Source organism: Bradyrhizobium sp. 195 (assembly GCF_023101665.1).
Classification (GTDB): Bacteria; Pseudomonadota; Alphaproteobacteria; order Rhizobiales; family Xanthobacteraceae; genus Bradyrhizobium.
This window is the reverse complement of record NZ_CP082161.1, coordinates 8,036,499-8,053,222: the sequence shown is the minus strand read 5'-3', so window position 1 is coordinate 8,053,222 and position 16,724 is coordinate 8,036,499. Positions and strand designations below refer to the sequence as shown.

The following is a 16,724-nucleotide window of genomic DNA, read 5'->3' as shown; positions in this document are numbered from 1 at the left end:
GCCATGCCTATGCACAGTTGCGTGCATAGGGGGTCGTCACGCCGGCCGCCTAATCCGTCAGATATTCCGGATAGTTGCTCCGGATCCTGTCGAGCTCGCTCAACGTGCCTGACAGATGCTGGCGCAGGTGCTGTTGCGCAGCGTCGGGGTCTGCGGCCTCGATCGCACGCGTGATCAGCTTGTGGTGGCGCACGATGTTCTGGGCCTTGCCGGGGGAGGGCAGGTGCAGCCGGCGCAGCCGGTCGCTGTGTCCGCTGCGGCTGCGCACCAGCGCCCACAGATCCTGCTTGCCCGCAGCTATGTAGAGCTGGGCGTGAAAATCGTTGTCGGCGGCCATGAAGGCCTCGAAGTCTCCAGCCCTGGCGAATTGCTGTTGCAACGCAATGGTATGGTCCAGGCGCACGATCAGGGACGCCGCAGGACCCGTTGCGAGCAGGCGGACGATCTCCAGCTCCAGCGCCTGGCGCAGGAAATGCGCCTGTTGCGCGCGATCGACGTCGATGCGGCTGACCACGGTGGCATGCTGCGGGAACACGTCCACCAGGCCTTCTTCCTCGAGCCGCATCAGCGCATCGCGCACCGGGGTCGAGCTGACGCCAAACTGGCCGGCAAGTTCCGCGCGTGACAGCGGGGCGCCGGGCGGCAGTTCGAGGGCGATGATTGCGTTGCGCAACCGCTCGAACACCTGCGGTGCGGCTTGGCGGCCGCGGTCGAGCCGGGCGGCCGGTCGTGCTGCCGCGCGCGGCGCGGGGTGGGGTGATTCCATCGCGGGTCCTGCGGGCTTGCCTTTGATGCACTAATATATTAGTGCATCAGTAGCGTCAACGCAGCTCGACGATGACCGGAGGAAACACACAACAATGATCACGCATCTTCGCAGCAAGCTTGCGGCTGCCGTCTTGATCGCCGCAGCCGTCCTGGCGGCAAATGCCGCGCACGCCCAGCAGAAATCCGAGGTCGCGCTGTCGCGCCAGCCCGGCATTTTCTACATGCCGAGCCACATCATGGAGAAGCTGAAGCTGATCGAGAAGCATGCAGCTTCCCTCGGCGTCGCCGGCGTCACCACCAAATGGATCACATTCTCCGGCGGCGGCGCGCAGACCGATGCGCTGCTCGCGGGCGGCGTCGACATCCTCAACACCGGCACCGGCAACCTCCTTCTGCTGTGGGATCGCACCCGCGGCGGCGTGAAGGGCATCGTCGCGACCTCGGCGCAGCCGATGACGCTGATCAGCCGCGACGCCAATATCAAGTCGATCAAGGACTTCGGCCCCTCCGACAAGATCGCGGTGCCGACCGTGAAAGTCTCGACCCAGGCGATCGTGCTCCAGATCGCAGCTGCCGAGGCGTTCGGCGCTGACCAATGGTCGAAGCTCGATGCCAACACCGTGCAGCTTGGCCATCCCGACGCCTATGCGGCGCTGTCCAACCCCAAGCACGAGGTGCACAACCACTTCTCGATCCCGCCCTTCACCTTCCTGGAGCTGAAGAACGTGCCGGGCGCGCATATCGTGCTGTCATCGCCCGACGTGATGGGCGGACCGCTCAGCCAGGCCCAGTTCTTCACCACGACGAAGTTCGCCGACGCCAATCCAAAGATCATCCAGGCCGTGCGCGACGCGACCAAGGAAGCGCAGGACCTGATCCGCAGCGACACCAAGCAGGCGGTTGAGATCTACAAGGAGATCACCGGCGACAAGACCTCGGTGGAGGAGCTGCTCGATCTCCTCAAGGAGCCCGGCATGATGGAGTGGAATCTCGAGCCGCAGGGCACGATGAAGTTCGCGGCACATCTGTTCAAGACCGGCACGCTGAAGAACCAGCCCAAGGCGTGGACCGATTATTATCTGCCCGTCGCCCACGATCTGAAGGGCAACTGATGGCGCTGCTCGACGTTAGTGGAGTGACGCTGCGCTACAAGACCTCCAGCGCCGTCGTCACCGCCACGGAGAGGGTGAGCTTCACCGTCGACAAGTCCGACCGCTTCGTGCTGCTCGGTCCCTCCGGCTGCGGCAAGTCGACCCTGCTCAAGGCCGTCGGCGGCTACATGAGCCCGAGCGAGGGCCGCATGACGATCGGCGGCCGTGAGATCCACGGCCCCGGCGCCGATCGCATGATGATCTTCCAGGAGTTCGATCAGCTCCTGCCCTGGAAGAGCGTGCTCGCCAACGTGATGTTTCCGCTGCTGACCGCGCGAAAGCTGTCGCGCAAGGACGCGGAAGCGAAGGCGCGGGCCTATATCGAGAAGGTCGGCCTGACCCGCGTCGTCGACGCCTATCCGCACACGCTGTCGGGCGGCATGAAGCAGCGCGTCGCGATCGCGCGCGGCATGGCGATGGAGCCTGATATCCTGCTGATGGACGAGCCGTTCGCCGCGCTCGATGCGCTGACGCGCCGGACCTGCCAGGACGAGCTGCTCCAGCTCTGGAGCGAGACCAAATTCACCGTGCTGTTCGTGACCCATTCGATCGCGGAAGCGATCCGCATCGGCAACCGCATCCTGCTGCTGTCGCCGCATCCCGGGCGCGTCAAGGCCGAGGTGGTCGACGTCGACAAGGTCTCGAACGAAGACGGCAGCGCCGGCCGGCTCGAGAAGGAGATTCATGATCTCCTGTTCGCGCAAGAACTGACCGCGCATTGAGGAGCCTCTGATGGGCGAAGCCAAGATATTGCTGCGGGCCGAGCCGGCCGCCGTTTCAGGTGCTGGCGAGGTCGAGCGCAAGCTGAGCGTGGTTGAGCTGCTCTGGAACGACGGCTTCGTCCGCAAGTCCGTCATCATTCTGTTCCTGGCGGCGATCTGGGAGGCCTACGGCGTCGCCCTCGACAATCCGCTGCTATTCCCGACGCTGCACGACACCGCGATCACGCTGTTCGATCGCGTCAGGGACGGCACCATTCCCATGCGCGCCTGGACGTCGCTGAAGGTGCTGTTCATGGGCTATTCGGCCGGCATCGCGCTGGCCGCGATCTTCACCATTCTCGCCATCTCGACCCGCATCGGCACCGACTTCCTCGAGACCGTGACGGCGATGTTCAACCCGTTGCCGGCGATCGCGCTGCTGCCGCTCGCGCTGATCTGGTTTGGCCTCGGCAATGGCAGTCTCGTGTTCGTGCTGATCCATTCGGTGCTGTGGCCGGTCGCGCTCAACACCCACTCCGGCTTCAAGAGCGTGTCCAACACGCTGCGCATGGTCGGCCGCAATTACGGCCTGCGCGGCTTGCCTTACGTGGCCAAAATATTAATCCCCGCAGCCTTCGGCTCCATCCTCACCGGCCTCAAGATTGGCTGGGCCTTTGCCTGGCGCACGCTGATCGCGGCCGAGCTGGTGTTCGGCGTGTCCTCGGGCCAGGGCGGGCTTGGCTGGTTTATCTTCGAGAACCGCAACCTGCTCGACATACCTGCGGTCTTCGCAGGCCTCTTGACGGTGATCATCATCGGGCTCTTTGTCGAGAACCTGATCTTCCGCGCCATCGAGCGGAACACCGTGCAGAAATGGGGCACCCAATCATGACCAAGAAGAAAATCACGCCCGACCAGCTCCGCAGCGCGCGCTGGTTTGCGCCGGACGATCTGCGCTCGTTCGGCCACCGCTCCCGTACCATGCAGATGGGCTACGCGCCGGAGGAGTGGAAGGACCGTCCGATCATCGCGATCCTGAACACATGGTCGGATGCGCAGCCCTGCCACATGCACTTCAAGTCGCGCGTCGACGACGTCAAGCGCGGCATCCTGATGGCCGGCGGCTTTCCGATCGAACTGCCGGCGCTGTCGCTGTCGGAATCGCTGCTCAAGCCCACCACCATGCTCTATCGCAATCTGCTGGCGATGGACGCCGAGGAATTGCTGCGCAGTCATCCCGTCGACGGCGTGGTGCTGATGGGCGGCTGCGACAAGACTACGCCGGCGCTGCTCTTGGGCGCGACCTCGATGAACATCCCGGCGATCTATCTGCCGGCAGGCCCGATGCTGCGTGGCAACTGGAAGGGCAAGACGCTCGGCTCCGGCTCGGACGGCTGGAAGTACTGGGACGAGCGGCGCGCTGGAAAGATCTCCGACAAGGACTGGCTTGATATCGAAGCCGGCATCGCCCGTAGCTACGGCACCTGCATGACCATGGGCACGGCTTCGACCATGACCGCGATCGCGGAAGCGATCGGCATGACGCTGCCGGGCGCCTCCTCGATTCCCGCGGCCGACGCCAACCACATCCGCATGGCCTCCGAATGCGGCCGCCGCATCGTCGAGATGGTGTGGGAAGATTTGACGCCGAAGACGATCCAGACCCGGAAAGCCTTCGAGAACGCCATCGCGGTGGCCATGGCCATGGGCTGCTCGACCAACGCGATCATTCACCTGATCGCGCAGGCCCGCCGCGCCGGCCAGGACATCGGGCTCGACGATTTCGAGATCGCGAGCCGCAAGGTGCCCGTGATCGCCAACGTCCGTCCCAGCGGCGATGCCTATCTGATGGAGGACTTCTTCTATGCCGGCGGCCTGCCGGCGCTGATGGGCCAGATCAAGCCGCATCTGCATCTCGATTGCATCACCGTCACCGGCAAGACGATGGGCGAGAACATCGAGGGCGCCGAGGTCCACAATGCCGACGTGATCCGCTCCATCGACAATCCCATCTACAAGGAAGGCGCGCTGGCCGTGCTCAAGGGCAATCTCGCGCCCGACGGCTGCGTTATCAAGCCCTCCGCCTGCGCGCCGCGCTTCCTCAAGCACACCGGTCCGGCGCTGGTGTTCGACGATTATCCCTCGATGAAGAAGGCGGTCGACGATCCCAACCTCGACGTCACCGAGGATCACATTCTCATCTTGCGCAATGCGGGGCCGCAGGGCGGACCGGGCATGCCGGAATGGGGCATGCTGCCGATCCCGACCAAGCTCGTGAAGCAGGGCGTGCGCGACATGGTGCGCCTCTCGGACGCGCGCATGAGCGGTACCAGCTATGGGGCCTGCATCCTGCACGTTTCGCCCGAGTCCTACATCGGCGGCCCGCTGGCCCTTGTGCAGAACGGCGATCGCATCACGCTCGATGTCGCCGCCCGCACCATCAACCTCGATGTGAGCGAAGCCGAGCTCGCAAAGCGCCGCGCCGCCTGGAAGCAGCCCGAGCGCCGCTTCGAGCGCGGCTATGGCTGGATGTTCACAAAACACATCAAGCAGGCCAATGACGGCTGCGACTTCGACTTCCTCGAGACCGATTTCGGCGCGCCGATCGGCGAGCCTTCGATTTACTGATGACCCTGTCATTCCGGGGCATCGCGAAGCGATGAGCCCGGAATCCATCAAGCGGCACAGACTGCGGCCTGATGGATTCCGGGCTCGCGCCAAGTGGCGCGCCCCGGAATGACGACCAGAGAGAGCATGAGATGTCCAAACTTTCCGAAGCCACCCGCACCAAGCTCAAATCCGTCTCCACGGCTACCGTCGCCACCGCTTTGTTCAAGCGCGGCCTGCGCGTCCAGATGATCCAGGATGTGCATCCCCTCGGCGCGGACCAGCCGGCCATGGTCGGTGAAGCCTTCACGCTGCGCTACATGCCGGCGCGCGAGGATCTCAACACGATCGAGGTCTTCAAAGATCGCTCGCATCCGCAGCGCAAGGCGGTCGAGGATTGCCCGCCGGGCGCGGTGCTGGTGATGGACAGCCGCAAGGACGCGCGTGCGGCCTCGGCCGGCGCGATCCTGGTGACGCGGTTGATGAAGCGCGGCGTCGCCGGCGTCGTCACCGACGGCGGCTTTCGCGATTCCGCCGAGATCGCCAAGCTCGGCATCCCCGCCTATCATCATCGCCCCTCGGCGCCGACGAATCTCACGCTGCATCAGGCCATCGAGATCAACGTCCCGATCGGCTGCGGTGATGCGCCGGTGTTTCCCGGCGACGTCATCCTGGGCGATGCCGACGGCGTCATCGTGATCCCCGCGCATCTCGCGGACGAGATCGCCAACGAAACCTTCGAGATGACCGCGTTCGAGGACTTTGTCACCGAGGAAGTCGGCAAGGGTCGCGGCATCTTCGGTCTCTATCCCGCCACCGATCCGCAGACGCTGACCGACTTTGCCGAATGGCGGAAGAAGAACGGCCGGTAAGGCCGACACGAACCCGTATCAAGTCGTGAGCCGGCGCAGCAAGCGCCGGCCTTTTATCAAGCAGGGAGGACTTTTATGAATTTCACGCGACGGAACCTCGTGACCGGCGCTGGCGCAGCAATGGCGTCCACGCTTCTCGCCCGCGCCGCCGGCGCGCAATCGTTCGCGTTCACGCCGAACCAGCGCTATCCCGATCCCGCCGTCCAGATCCTCGATCCCAGTTTCACAAAGTACCGGCTCTATTCCTCGACGGTCGAGCAGGTTGCTTCAGGCATGCGCTGGGCCGAAGGCCCCGCTTATTTCCCCGAAGGCGGCTATCTGCTGTTCTCCGACATTCCCAACAACCGGATCATGAAGTTCGACGAGAAGACCGGGCAGACCAGCGTGTTCCGCGCCAATGCCAATTACGCCAACGGCAATGCCCGGGATCGCCAGGGCCGCCTCGTCACCTGCGAGCATTCCGTCACCCGTCGCATCACCCGCACCGAGAAGGACGGCAAGATCACCGTGCTCGCCGACAAGTTCGAGGGCAAGCGGCTGAACGCGCCGAACGACATCGTGGTGAAGTCCGACGACAGCATCTGGTTCACCGATCCGCTGTTCGGCATCAATGGCGAGTGGGAAGGCAAGAAGGAAAAGGCCGAGCAGGCCACCACCAACGTCTACCGCATCGCCAAGGACGGCAAGATTAGCGCGGTCCTCACTGACCTCGTCAATCCCAACGGTCTTGCCTTCTCGCCCGACGAGAAGAAGCTCTACATCGTCGAATGGAAGGGCACGCCGAACCGCAGCATCTGGAGCTACAATGTCAGCGACGATGGCGCGCTCAGCGGCAAGACCAAGCTGATCGACGCCGCCGACCAGGGATCGCTCGACGGTGTCCGCGTCGACCGCGACGGCAATCTCTGGTGCGGCTGGGGCTCCAACGGCGCGCTGCAATCCGAGCCCACCGATATCGGCGGCCGCAAGGTGTTTCAGCTCAAGGCCAGGTCCGAAGATCTCGACGGCGTGATGGTGTTCAGCGCGGACGGCAAGCCGCTCGCCTTCATCAAGCTGCCCGAGCGCTGCGCCAATCTCTGCTTCGGCGGCCCCAAGAACAACCGCCTTTACATGGCGAGCAGCCATTCGGTCTATGCGCTGTATGTGGAAGCGCACGGGGCGGTGTGAGGTAGTCGCCACACGAGTCAGGCTGCCGTAGGGTCGGCAAAGCGGAGCGTGCCCACCTCGCCCTAATTATTGAGAGATGGTGGGCACGGCGCGATGCGCCTTTGCCCACCCTACAAGATTACACCCCAGCCTCCGCCATTCCCGCCGCCCACAGCGCAAACGCGTACACGATCGCGACTTCGTCGAGCCGGTCGAACCGCCCCGAGGCGCCGCCGTGGCCGGCGCCCATATTGGTGCGCAAGAGGACCGGGCCGCCGCCGCGCATGGTCGCGCGCAGGCGCGCGATCCATTTGGCGGGTTCCCAGTAAGTGACCCGCGGATCAGTCAGCCCGCCCATCGCCAGGATCGCCGGATAGTCCTTCGCGGCGACATTGTCGTAGGGCGAGTAAGACAGGATCGTCCGAAAATCCTTTTCGCTCTCGATCGGGTTGCCCCATTCCGGCCATTCCGGCGGCGTCAGCGGCAGCGTGTCGTCGAGCATGGTGTTGAGCACGTCGACGAAGGGCACTTCGGCGACGATGCCGGCGAAAAGCTCGCCGGCGCGGTTGGCGACCGCGCCCATCAGCATGCCGCCGGCCGAGCCGCCATGGCCGACGATGCGCCTGGCGCCGGTGTATTTCGCATCGATCAGCGCGCGGGCGCTGGCTGAGAAATCGTCGAACGAATTCGTCTTCTTCTCGCGCTTGCCGTCGAGATACCAGCCCCAGCCTTTGTCGGCGCCGCCGCGGATATGGGCGATGGCGTAGACGAAGCCGCGATCGACCAGCGACAGGCGGTTGGCGCTGAAGGAGGCCGGCATTGCCATGCCGTAGGAGCCGTAGCCGTAAAGCAGGAGTGGCGCCGAGCCGTCGAGCGTGAGCCCGCGGCGATAGAGGATCGACACCGGCACCTCGGCGCCGTCTTGCGCCTTCGCCATGATACGCGTCGTGACGTAGTCGGCCGCGTTGTGGCCGGACGGGATCTCCTGGCGCTTGCGCAAGGTGCGCGTGCGCTTGACCATGTCGTAATCATAGACCTCCGACGGCGTCGTCATCGACGAATAGGCAAAGCGCAAATTCGTCGTCTCGAATTCGTAGGAGCCCATCGTATCCAGCGAATAGGCGGCCTCGTCGAAGGCGATGGCGTGCTCCTCGCTCAAAGCGAGATCGCGGATCACGATCGACGGCAGCGCATTGGCGCGCTCCAGCCGCACCAGATGGCCGGCATAGAGATCGAGGTCGATGATGTAGATGCCCGGACGATACGGGATCAGATCGCGCCAGTTCTTGCGCTCGGGCGAAGAAAGCGGCGCGGTGACGATCTTGAAGTCGATGGCCTCATCGGCATTGGTGAGGATGAAGAACTGATCGCCGCGGTCGGTCAGCGAATATTGCACGCCTTCCTCGCGCGCCGCGACGAGGCGCGGCGGCGCCTCGGGATTTGCGAGATCGATCAGCCGCTGCTCGCTTGTCTCGTGATCGCCGCCCGCGATCACGCAGAAGCGGCCGCTGGTGCTCTCGTGCAGATGGGTGAACCAGCCGGCATCCTGTTCCTCGTAGACGAGTGTGTCGTCGGCCTGCCTGGTGCCGAGCCTGTGCCGCCACACCTGCATCGGCCGGTGATTGTCGTCGAGCTTTACATAGAAGAAGCTCTTGCAGTCCGCGGCCCAGACGATGCCGCCGTCGGTCTCCTCGACGAGGTCGTCGAAATCCTTGCCCGTGGCCCAGTCGCGCACGCGGATCGAAAAATACTCGGAGCCCTTGGTGTCGGCGCTCCAGGCCTGCAGCTTGTGATCGTGCGAGTGCCGGCTGCCGCCGAACTTGAAATATTTGTGGTTCTTGGCGAGCGCGTCGCCATCGAGCACGATGTCGCCATCGCCGCCCTCGCGCGGCATGCGGCCGAACAACTCGTGCTGTCCGCCCTCGCGAAACCTGCGGAAATAGGCGAAGGGGCCGTCGGGCGAGGGGACGCTCGAATCGTCCTCCTTGATCCGCCCGCGCATCTCCCGCACCAGCGTCTTCTGAAGGCTAGCGGTGTGGCCGAGCAGGCTCTCGGTGTAGACGTTCTCCTCGTCGAGATATTTACGGATGTCGGGGTCGAGCACCGTGGGATCGCGCAGCACCTCCTGCCATTTCGCGTCCTTCAACCAGGCATAATCGTCGGTCACATTGATCCCGTGCCGCATGAAGGAATGCGGCCGGCGCGGGGCGACGGGGGGCTGGGAAGGTGTCTTGGCTGAAGGCGTCTTGGCTTGTGTCACTCGATCCTCATTCGTCTCACCGAAACTTATCTCGTCATGCGAGGGCTTGACCCGCGCATCCATCAAAGACGAATCCTTTAGCGATGGATTGCCGGAACAAGCCCGGCAATGACGGCCGTCGAAGGCAGCGGGTCGCCCATAATATGGCGACAAGCCCCCGAATTGCCAGCGCGCCCGCGCCAGGTCGCCGGGTTGTTGACCGGCCCCGTGTATGCTTTACGGACATATCCCCGCCGCCGGTCCAGCCTGATGCTGTTCAATTCCTATCCGTTCATCCTGCTGTTCCTGCCCCTCGTGCTCGCAGGCTATTTCTGGCTCGGGCGGCGCAGCAATCTGACGCCGGTGATCTGGCTGGCGCTGGCCTCGCTCGCCTTCTACGCCATCGGCAGCTGGCAGTTCGTGGCCCTGTTGCTGCTGTCGATCGCCTTCAACTACGGCGCCGGTCATCTGCTGATCGTGGCGAAGCTCGGCCCGTCGCAACGAAAGGCGGTGCTCGCGCTTGGCGTCGCCGGCGATCTCATCTTGCTCGGCATCTTCAAATATGCCGGCTTCGTCACCGAGAACGTCAACGCGCTGTTCGGCACGCATGCCGCGGTCCACATCCTGCTGCCGGTCGGCATCTCCTTCTACACCTTCACCCAGATCGCATTTCTGGTGGATGCATATCGCGGTCAGGTCGCCGCCTACGCGCTGCCGCACTACGCGCTGTTCGTGACCTATTTTCCGCACCTGATCGCAGGACCCATCCTCCACCACAAGGACATGATCCCGCAATTCGAGCGGAAGGACGCCAAGCATCCGGACGCGCATCTGATCCTGTGCGGCGTCATCATCTTCGCCATCGGACTGTTCAAGAAGACCTGCCTTGCCGACGGCATCCAGCCGCTGGTCGCGCTTGCTTTCGAGGCGCGCTCGCCGAGCTTCGACCAGGCCTGGCTGGGTGCGCTCGCCTACACGTTCCAGCTCTATTTCGACTTCTCCGGCTATTCCGACATGGCGATCGGGATATCGCTGATGTTCGGCATCTTTCTGCCCGTCAACTTCAACTCGCCCTACAAGGCCACGAGCATCGTCGAATTCTGGCGCCGCTGGCACATGACGCTGTCGCAATTCCTGCGCGACTATCTCTATATCCCGCTCGGGGGTAACAGGCGCGGCCGCGTGCTACGCTACGCCAATTTGATCGTCACGATGCTGCTCGGCGGGCTCTGGCACGGCGCGGCCTGGACCTTTGTTATTTGGGGCGCGCTGCACGGTGCTTATCTCTGTATCAATCACGCCTTCAATGCGCTGGTGCCGGCCATTCCATCTGTTCTCGCGCGCCCGGTCCGCATCGCCGGAGCAGCGCTGACTTTCCTGGCTGTCGTCGTCGCCTGGGTGTTCTTCCGTGCGGAGAGTGTCGCCTGGGCGCTGCGAGTTCTCCATGCCATGGCTGATCCCTCGAATATCGTGTTCGGCCGCGAGGAGATCGCGGCGCTGGTGCTGGTCTCCATCTACGCTGCGCTGGTGTGGCTGGCGCCGAACACGCAAGCGCTCATGGGATATGATCACGGCAACCGCAGGGTCGGCGAGACCTTGCGGGCAGGGCGCATGCGGCCGCTGGTCCTCTATGCGGCGTCGCTGGTGCTCGCATTCGGGCTGCTGGGCATCCAGAGCCACAGCGAATTCATCTATTTCCGCTTCTGATGCAGGGCACGTTCACACAGCTGAGGCGTCTTCTGCTCGCCAGCATCGCGGGCGTGCTGGGCGCGGCTTTGCTCACCTACGTCGTCGATCCCTTGCAATTGTTTCGCCCCTCGCGTCTGGCGGCCTTCTATTCCGACGACACGCGCGTGCAGAATGCCGGACTGATCCGCAGCCAGTCGTTCGACACCGCCTTCATGGGCACCTCGCTCGCGATCCATTTTCGTCAGAGCGCCATCGACCGCGCGCTGGGCGTCCACTCGCTCAAGCTGGCGATGACCGGCTCCAATTCGCGCCAGCAGGGTTTTGTGCTGGAGCAGGCCATCGATCACGGCGCCCGTCGCGTGATCTGGGCGATGGACGATTTCATCTTCGTCGATGCCGCCGACATCGAGACGGATCCTTATCTGTCCGTCGATCTCTATCGGGGGACGGCCAAGGGGTTCGCGTCCTATCTGTTCAGTGCCGCGATGGCGAAGGAATCCCTGTTCGCATTGCTGCGCTCGGTTCCGCCGCTGCGAGGGCCGCTGACGCGGGCGGCGCCTTATCTCCCCATCAAGTTTGCGCTTTCCGATGTCGACGACATCTATGCGTTGGCCAGGGATTTCGACGTCGCGGGCGGCTACAATGCGAGGCGGACGCTCGCGGCCTTTACCTACATCACCGCTCCCACGCGCAGCCGGTTTCTCGGTGAAGGCTACGGCTACGACGCCATGGTCAGTCATTTCGAGCGCGATGCCGTCGGCCTGATCACGCGCCATCCCGACGCGACCTTCGACATCTATTTCCCGCCTTATTCGATCCTGCAATTCGTCGCGATGCGCGATGCATCGCCTGCGACGCTGAAGCTCGTCACCGATCTCACGGCGCACATCGCTAGGCGCCTGACGCAGCTTCCCAACGTGCGTCTGTACGATTTCCGCGCGATCAAGGCGGTGACGCACGATCTCAACAATTACGGTGATGTCATCCACCACTCGCCGGTGATCGATGCGATGGTGCTGCAGTGGCTGGCGAACGGGGAATATCGGGTCGATCCGAAGGCGCCGACCGCATCGCTGGACGAGCTGAAGACGCAGGTCGAGGCGTATCGCGTCGAGCGCTGATCTCACCCTCGCCCCTTGTGGGAGAGGGTGGCTCGCCGCGTAGCGGCGAGGCGGGTGAGGGGTCTTTTTCCACGCGCGCAACTCGCAGTGAACTTCGCGGATAGAACCCCTCATCCGGCGCTTCGCGCCACCTTCTCCCAAGAAGGGGAGAAGGAAGAAAGCTTACGCCGCCACCTCTTCTCCGAGATACGCGACCGCGGCTTCCAGTCCGCCCTTGCCGTGCGGGATCTTCAGCGCGTTGAGCCCAATCTCGATCACCCCGAGCGTGCCGAGCAGCATCGGCGCATTGACGTGGCCCATATGGGCTATGCGGAAGGCTTGTCCCGAGAGATCGCCGATGCCGGTGCCGAGCACGACGCCGCACTTGTCCTTGCAATAGCGTTGCAGCACCGCGGGGTCGTGGCCGTTGCTCATCGTCACCGTGGTCACGGTATTGGAGCGCTCGCTGGCTTCCGCGACGTTGAAGCCGAGCACCTGGCCTTCCGACCATGCGGCAACGGCGCGGCGCGCAGCTTCGCCGAGCAGGCTGTGGCGGCGGAAGGCGTTCTCCAGGCCTTCCTCGTGCAAGAGGTCGATCGCCTGGCGCAGCGCGAACAACAGATGCACCGGCGCGGTGCCGGCATATTTGCGATAATTCTCCGTGCCCTCGCGTTCGCTCCAGCTCCAATAGGGCGTCGACATGTTCGCCTTCTTGTGCACCTCGAGCGCACGCGCATTGGCGGCGACGAAGCCGAGGCCGGGCGGCGTCATCAGGCCCTTCTGCGAGCCGGACATCGCGACGTCGATGCCCCATTTGTCCATCTCGAACGGCATGCAGCCGAGCGACGCCACGGTGTCGACCATGTACAGCGCGGGATGGCCGCTGGCCTTGATCGCCTTGCCGATCGCCTCAATGTCGTTCTGCACGCCGCTAGCGGTGTCGACCTGGACGACGACGACGGCCTTGATGGTGTGGTCCTTGTCGCGGCGCAGGCGCTCCTCGACCTCGTGCGGCCGCACCGCGCGGCGCCAGTCGCCCTTGAGCACCTCGACCTCGGCGCCCATCAGCGCTGCCGCATTGCCCCAGCCGATCGCGAAGCGGCCGCTCTCCAGCACCAGCACCTTGTCGCCGCGCGACAGCACGTTGCTGAGCGCCGCTTCCCAGGCGCCATGACCGTTGGCGATGTAGATGTAGGATTTGCCCTTGGTCGCAAACAGCTTCGAAATATCCGCGAGCAGGCTCTCGGTCAGATCGAGCATCTGCTTGGAATAGATGTCGATCGCCGGACGGTGCATCGCCCGCAGCACCTCGTCGGGCATGTTGGTGGGCCCGGGGATGGCCAGAAACTCCCGGCCCGCGCGAACGGTCATTGCTGTCATTCCTTGTGTCGTGGAGACGGTGGAAGGTTGATGATTTATGTTTCTACGCGTTGGAGGCGCTCAGGAAAAGCACGGAAAACGCAGGTCTGGGTTATCGTTTGGTCTCGCGGCAGCCGGCGGCTTCCGCCTCCTCGACCGAGCAGAACCAGCGGGTGCCCTTGCTGATCTTCATCTTGATCTGGGTGTACCAGCGGCTGGTCGGCTGGTGAAAGATGCACTCGCCGGCGCTGTTGACGTTGCCCTTGATGGTGCAATCCGGGGAGGGCGCGACCGGCCCCGAGGCCGAGGCGAGCAGCACCGCATGCGCGCCGTCGGGTGGCTTGGTCGCGCCGAGGATGGTGGTCTTCTTGTTGCGGACGCGCCAGTCCCAGGGCGCGATGAAGGCGCCCTGCCACATCCCGGCTTTTGCCTCACGCGCGGCGGCCTCGTCAGGCTCGTAGTCCTTGGAGATGCGGGTGTAGGCCAGCGCCCAGCCGCTTCGCACCAGCCATTTCTGGATGTCCTCGCCGCCGACCTCGCAGCGCGCCACGGTGCGGCCGCGCCGGTCGATCGACCTCGTGTGGCAGACCCAGCTCTTGCCGTCGGCGTATTTGGCGAGTTCTTCGCGCGCCGCGACGCCGCAGGTCCAGCGCTCGGCCTTGGTGTTGAGGCAGAGCTGGTCGACTGCGGGTGCGTCGATGCCGCCAAGCCGGATGCGCGTGTTGCCGATCACGACGGCATCGCCGGCGCGGACCTTTGCCGTGCCCGCGATGTCGGCGGCGTGCGCCATCGACGGGATGGCAAGCAAAGACAGCGCAATCAGGAATTTTCGCAACATGCCGGTCCGCGTGTGATGAAAATCTCGATAGACCGCGCAATTGTGGTCGGCTTTTGTCCGCTCGGCCAGCGCTCGCCTAACGGATGAGCTTTCAACTTCCCGTCATCGAAGCGGGCGAATTGCGAATAGGGAGTGGCGAATAGAGCTGTGATCAGCCCCATTCGCTACTCGCCATTCACCATTCGCCTGCGCGCCACCGCCAGCCCCATCAGCACGAACGCCGACGTCACCTCCGGCCCGCCGACCAGGATCCGCGTCGGCGTCTTCATCTTGTTCCACTCATAGGCGCGGAACGGGCCGCGGCGGCCGCCTTCGCCGAGGTTCGCGACGATCACGTTCAGCGCCGGTGCGAAGGCGCGCGGGTCGGCGCCGAGATGGCCGAGCGCGATCAGCGCCAGCGCCGCGTCGAACACGTTCATCTCCGCGGCCATCAGCTCGCCCTTGACGTAGGACAGCACGCGATGGCGGATGAAATCGAAATCGCCGGCGGGATCGATCGCGGCCTGCGCCGCCAGCGGCAGCGCCAGGAAGGCCGCATAGCAGCGGCCGAAATAGGCGCTGTAGAGCTCCGGCAGGTAATAGATGTGCGAGCGCGGATTGGCGAAGGCGCCGCTGGCGGCCAGCCGCTTCTGGAAGCCGATGATGCGATGCACCGTGGCGAGCCGCGACGGCGTCTCCAGGATCTGCCAGCGTGCGAGGTTGCGAAAGCTGACCTCGAGAATGTCGAGATTGAGCGTCGGATCGAGATCGTTGCCGTAGGGTCGCTCGCCCGCGAGATTGTCGATCCAGGTCGCGACCCCGCCCTCATAGTCGATATTGTCGTTGAGCGGCACGGTCACGCGCGGCGCGTTGATGCCGGCGCGCACCTGATAGCCGGAATAGAAGTCGAGCAGCGGCTGGTCGATGATCGCGTCGGTACAGCCGGCCTGCGTCGCTGCCGAGATCGAGCACGCCGTGGTGTCACAGTCAGGCACGTAGATGCCGAAGCCGAGATCCTGCTTGATCTGCGCGAAGTAGCGAGAGAAGCGCGGATGCGGCGCGGGCGCCAGCGCAGTGATGACGTTGAAGCGCGCGCCGTCGATGCCCTCGACCTCCTCGCGGCTGATGTTGACGCAGAAATCCACCATGTCGGCGATGGCGCGCTCCGCGGCGATCTTGTCGGACTGCGAGGCGAGCCCGGTCTCGCCATAGCTCAGCAGCGCCTCGATGAAGAACGCGTCGTAATAGGCCGAGCGGTGCCGGATCTGCACCGGCTCCCACATCGGTTCGGCGATGCCGGTCCAGGGCGGATTGACGATGGCCCGGGCCGGCGAGCGCGCGATGAAGACGCGGGCGAGGTTGAACAGCAGCGAGGAATTCTTGTAGCCGCGGGCGTTGAGGCCCGTGAGCGCCATGATCAGCTCGCGGCCGCGGAAATCGGGATCGCCGATCAGGTTGAAGGCGGCATAGGTCGGCAGGAAACCGTTTCGGCGGTAGGAGCCGAGCAGATGCTGCGCGCAATCGCGGATCACGCCGTCGATCTGCGCCTGCGGCGGCGCGGAGCCGGTGAATATCGCCGGCGGCGGCTTGGGATGGTCGGTAGCGATGCTGTCGACGAGATCGGCGACCGGCTGGCCGACCGCCGCCCAGTCGGGTTCGGTCTCGTCGCGGGCGCGAACCAGCGCCTTGCGCAGCGCCGTCAGCCTGGCCTCGTCGCGCAGCTCGGGCAGCCCGGCCCGCCGCAGCAGCACCCGCAGCGCGGGATTGCCGAGCGCGGTCTTGTAGAATTTGGCCAGATGCGGATCGCCGCTGGCTGTAGCAGATAATACGGGATCGCAGACGTCGTAAAGCGAGGGACCGTCCTTCGGCGCCAGCAACGCCCGGCAGGCGGCGCCGGCAAAATAATGAAAGCTCATGAAATACCTGGTCGCGGGGACTCTGGCGGGGTTTTTGGCCGGGGGGCCGGCCAGCGCGCTCCCAACGCGCCACCCCCCTTGCAAGTCGTTGAAAAGGCTACCCGGATTCGCAGGAAAAACAAATGTGATCACAGTCACGGGAAAAGCCGGCACGAAGGCTGCATGATTGAGGCTCGGGAAGCGTCCGCGGAGGTGGAAACGCACAAATCTGGCTTGAGAAATTAACTAATGTCTTCAGAGTCTTAGCTCAAATTTTGGGCAATCTATTGCCGGGGAGGCGATATCCGGTTAAGGGTTTGTTTGGTGCGGCGCCGCAAATTGCGCGCAATTCGGGGGCACATCCCCGGCCATCCCTCAAA

13 protein-coding genes are annotated in these 16,724 nt (G+C 64.3%); 8 read left to right on the top strand and 5 right to left on the bottom strand.

The genetic code is table 11. From position 1 onward, the window contains the following. Positions 1-49: 49 nt before the first annotated feature. Positions 50-766: a GntR family transcriptional regulator gene (locus tag IVB26_RS37495; RefSeq protein WP_247969873.1), complete on the bottom strand. Its 717-nt coding sequence runs from the start codon at positions 764-766 to the stop codon at positions 50-52. Between the two features lie 94 nt (positions 767-860). Between IVB26_RS37495 and IVB26_RS37490 the strand changes: the two genes are divergently transcribed. The 6 genes from IVB26_RS37490 to IVB26_RS37465 all read left to right on the top strand — a co-directional run bounded on the left by IVB26_RS37490 (position 861) and on the right by IVB26_RS37465 (position 7,266). Next, positions 861-1,880 carry an ABC transporter substrate-binding protein gene (locus IVB26_RS37490; protein WP_247969872.1) on the top strand — a complete coding sequence of 340 codons (1,020 nt, stop codon included), beginning with the start codon at positions 861-863 and terminating at the stop codon, positions 1,878-1,880. After that, complete coding sequence (locus tag IVB26_RS37485; RefSeq protein WP_247969871.1) at positions 1,880-2,641, top strand: ABC transporter ATP-binding protein; 762 nt, start codon at positions 1,880-1,882, stop codon at positions 2,639-2,641. Before IVB26_RS37490 ends, IVB26_RS37485 begins: the two co-directional genes overlap by 1 nt. Before the next feature lie 10 nt (positions 2,642-2,651). Further along, positions 2,652-3,512, top strand: a complete 861-nt coding sequence (locus IVB26_RS37480) for an ABC transporter permease (protein WP_247969870.1) — start codon at positions 2,652-2,654, stop codon at positions 3,510-3,512. Then, positions 3,509-5,248 (top strand): L-arabinonate dehydratase, encoded by a 1,740-nt coding sequence (gene araD, locus IVB26_RS37475; protein WP_247969869.1) that lies wholly within the window; start codon positions 3,509-3,511, stop codon positions 5,246-5,248. Before IVB26_RS37480 ends, araD begins: the two co-directional genes overlap by 4 nt. A gap of 131 nt (positions 5,249-5,379) precedes the next feature. Then, positions 5,380-6,099, top strand: coding sequence for a ribonuclease activity regulator RraA (locus IVB26_RS37470; protein WP_247969868.1), 720 nt, complete (start codon positions 5,380-5,382; stop codon positions 6,097-6,099). 75 nt (positions 6,100-6,174) lie between these two features. Further along, on the top strand, positions 6,175-7,266 hold the full coding sequence (locus IVB26_RS37465; RefSeq protein WP_247969867.1) for an SMP-30/gluconolactonase/LRE family protein: 1,092 nt from the start codon (positions 6,175-6,177) through the stop codon (positions 7,264-7,266). A 118-nt stretch (positions 7,267-7,384) separates the two neighbouring features. On the opposite strand, the gene IVB26_RS37460 is transcribed toward IVB26_RS37465, so the two are convergent. Continuing rightward, positions 7,385-9,430 carry a S9 family peptidase gene (locus IVB26_RS37460; protein WP_247973369.1) on the bottom strand — a complete coding sequence of 682 codons (2,046 nt, stop codon included), beginning with the start codon at positions 9,428-9,430 and terminating at the stop codon, positions 7,385-7,387. 324 nt (positions 9,431-9,754) lie between these two features. Here IVB26_RS37460 and IVB26_RS37455 point away from each other — a divergent pair, with 324 nt between their 5' ends. Both IVB26_RS37455 and IVB26_RS37450 read left to right on the top strand, forming a co-directional pair. Beyond that, positions 9,755-11,191, top strand: coding sequence for an MBOAT family O-acyltransferase (locus IVB26_RS37455; protein ID WP_247969866.1), 1,437 nt, complete (start codon positions 9,755-9,757; stop codon positions 11,189-11,191). After that, positions 11,191-12,294, top strand: coding sequence for a hypothetical protein (locus tag IVB26_RS37450; protein ID WP_247969865.1), 1,104 nt, complete (start codon positions 11,191-11,193; stop codon positions 12,292-12,294). The genes IVB26_RS37455 and IVB26_RS37450 overlap by 1 nt, the downstream gene beginning before the upstream one ends. 162 nt (positions 12,295-12,456) lie before the next feature. Here IVB26_RS37450 and IVB26_RS37445 read toward each other — a convergent pair whose 3' ends face one another. The 3 genes from IVB26_RS37445 to IVB26_RS37435 all read right to left on the bottom strand — a co-directional run bounded on the left by IVB26_RS37445 (position 12,457) and on the right by IVB26_RS37435 (position 16,365). Further along, positions 12,457-13,644: a pyridoxal-phosphate-dependent aminotransferase family protein gene (locus IVB26_RS37445; protein ID WP_247969864.1), complete on the bottom strand. Its 1,188-nt coding sequence runs from the start codon at positions 13,642-13,644 to the stop codon at positions 12,457-12,459. 100 nt (positions 13,645-13,744) lie between these two features. After that, entirely contained in the window at positions 13,745-14,470 is a 726-nt protein-coding gene (locus IVB26_RS37440; RefSeq protein WP_247969863.1) for a thermonuclease family protein, read from the bottom strand. Between the two features lie 164 nt (positions 14,471-14,634). Then, on the bottom strand, positions 14,635-16,365 hold the full coding sequence (locus IVB26_RS37435; RefSeq protein WP_247969862.1) for a hypothetical protein: 1,731 nt from the start codon (positions 16,363-16,365) through the stop codon (positions 14,635-14,637). Between the last annotated feature and the right edge of the window lie 359 nt (positions 16,366-16,724).

What these genes read in the sequence shown, in the direction of transcription:
- IVB26_RS37480 (WP_247969870.1), top strand. Translation starts at nt 2,652, where the DNA reads ATGGGCGAAGCCAAGATATTGCTGCGGGCCGAGCCGGCCGCCGTTTCA.
- IVB26_RS37450 (WP_247969865.1), top strand. Translation starts at nt 11,191, where the DNA reads ATGCAGGGCACGTTCACACAGCTGAGGCGTCTTCTGCTCGCCAGCATC.
- IVB26_RS37445 (WP_247969864.1), bottom strand. Translation starts at nt 13,644, where the DNA reads ATGACCGTTCGCGCGGGCCGGGAGTTTCTGGCCATCCCCGGGCCCACC.
- IVB26_RS37490 (WP_247969872.1), top strand. Translation starts at nt 861, where the DNA reads ATGATCACGCATCTTCGCAGCAAGCTTGCGGCTGCCGTCTTGATCGCC.
- IVB26_RS37470 (WP_247969868.1), top strand. Translation starts at nt 5,380, where the DNA reads ATGTCCAAACTTTCCGAAGCCACCCGCACCAAGCTCAAATCCGTCTCC.
- IVB26_RS37460 (WP_247973369.1), bottom strand. Translation starts at nt 9,430, where the DNA reads ATGCGGCACGGGATCAATGTGACCGACGATTATGCCTGGTTGAAGGAC.
- IVB26_RS37495 (WP_247969873.1), bottom strand. Translation starts at nt 766, where the DNA reads ATGGAATCACCCCACCCCGCGCCGCGCGCGGCAGCACGACCGGCCGCC.
- araD (WP_247969869.1), top strand. Translation starts at nt 3,509, where the DNA reads ATGACCAAGAAGAAAATCACGCCCGACCAGCTCCGCAGCGCGCGCTGG.
- IVB26_RS37440 (WP_247969863.1), bottom strand. Translation starts at nt 14,470, where the DNA reads ATGTTGCGAAAATTCCTGATTGCGCTGTCTTTGCTTGCCATCCCGTCG.
- IVB26_RS37435 (WP_247969862.1), bottom strand. Translation starts at nt 16,365, where the DNA reads ATGAGCTTTCATTATTTTGCCGGCGCCGCCTGCCGGGCGTTGCTGGCG.
- IVB26_RS37455 (WP_247969866.1), top strand. Translation starts at nt 9,755, where the DNA reads ATGCTGTTCAATTCCTATCCGTTCATCCTGCTGTTCCTGCCCCTCGTG.
- IVB26_RS37465 (WP_247969867.1), top strand. Translation starts at nt 6,175, where the DNA reads ATGAATTTCACGCGACGGAACCTCGTGACCGGCGCTGGCGCAGCAATG.
- IVB26_RS37485 (WP_247969871.1), top strand. Translation starts at nt 1,880, where the DNA reads ATGGCGCTGCTCGACGTTAGTGGAGTGACGCTGCGCTACAAGACCTCC.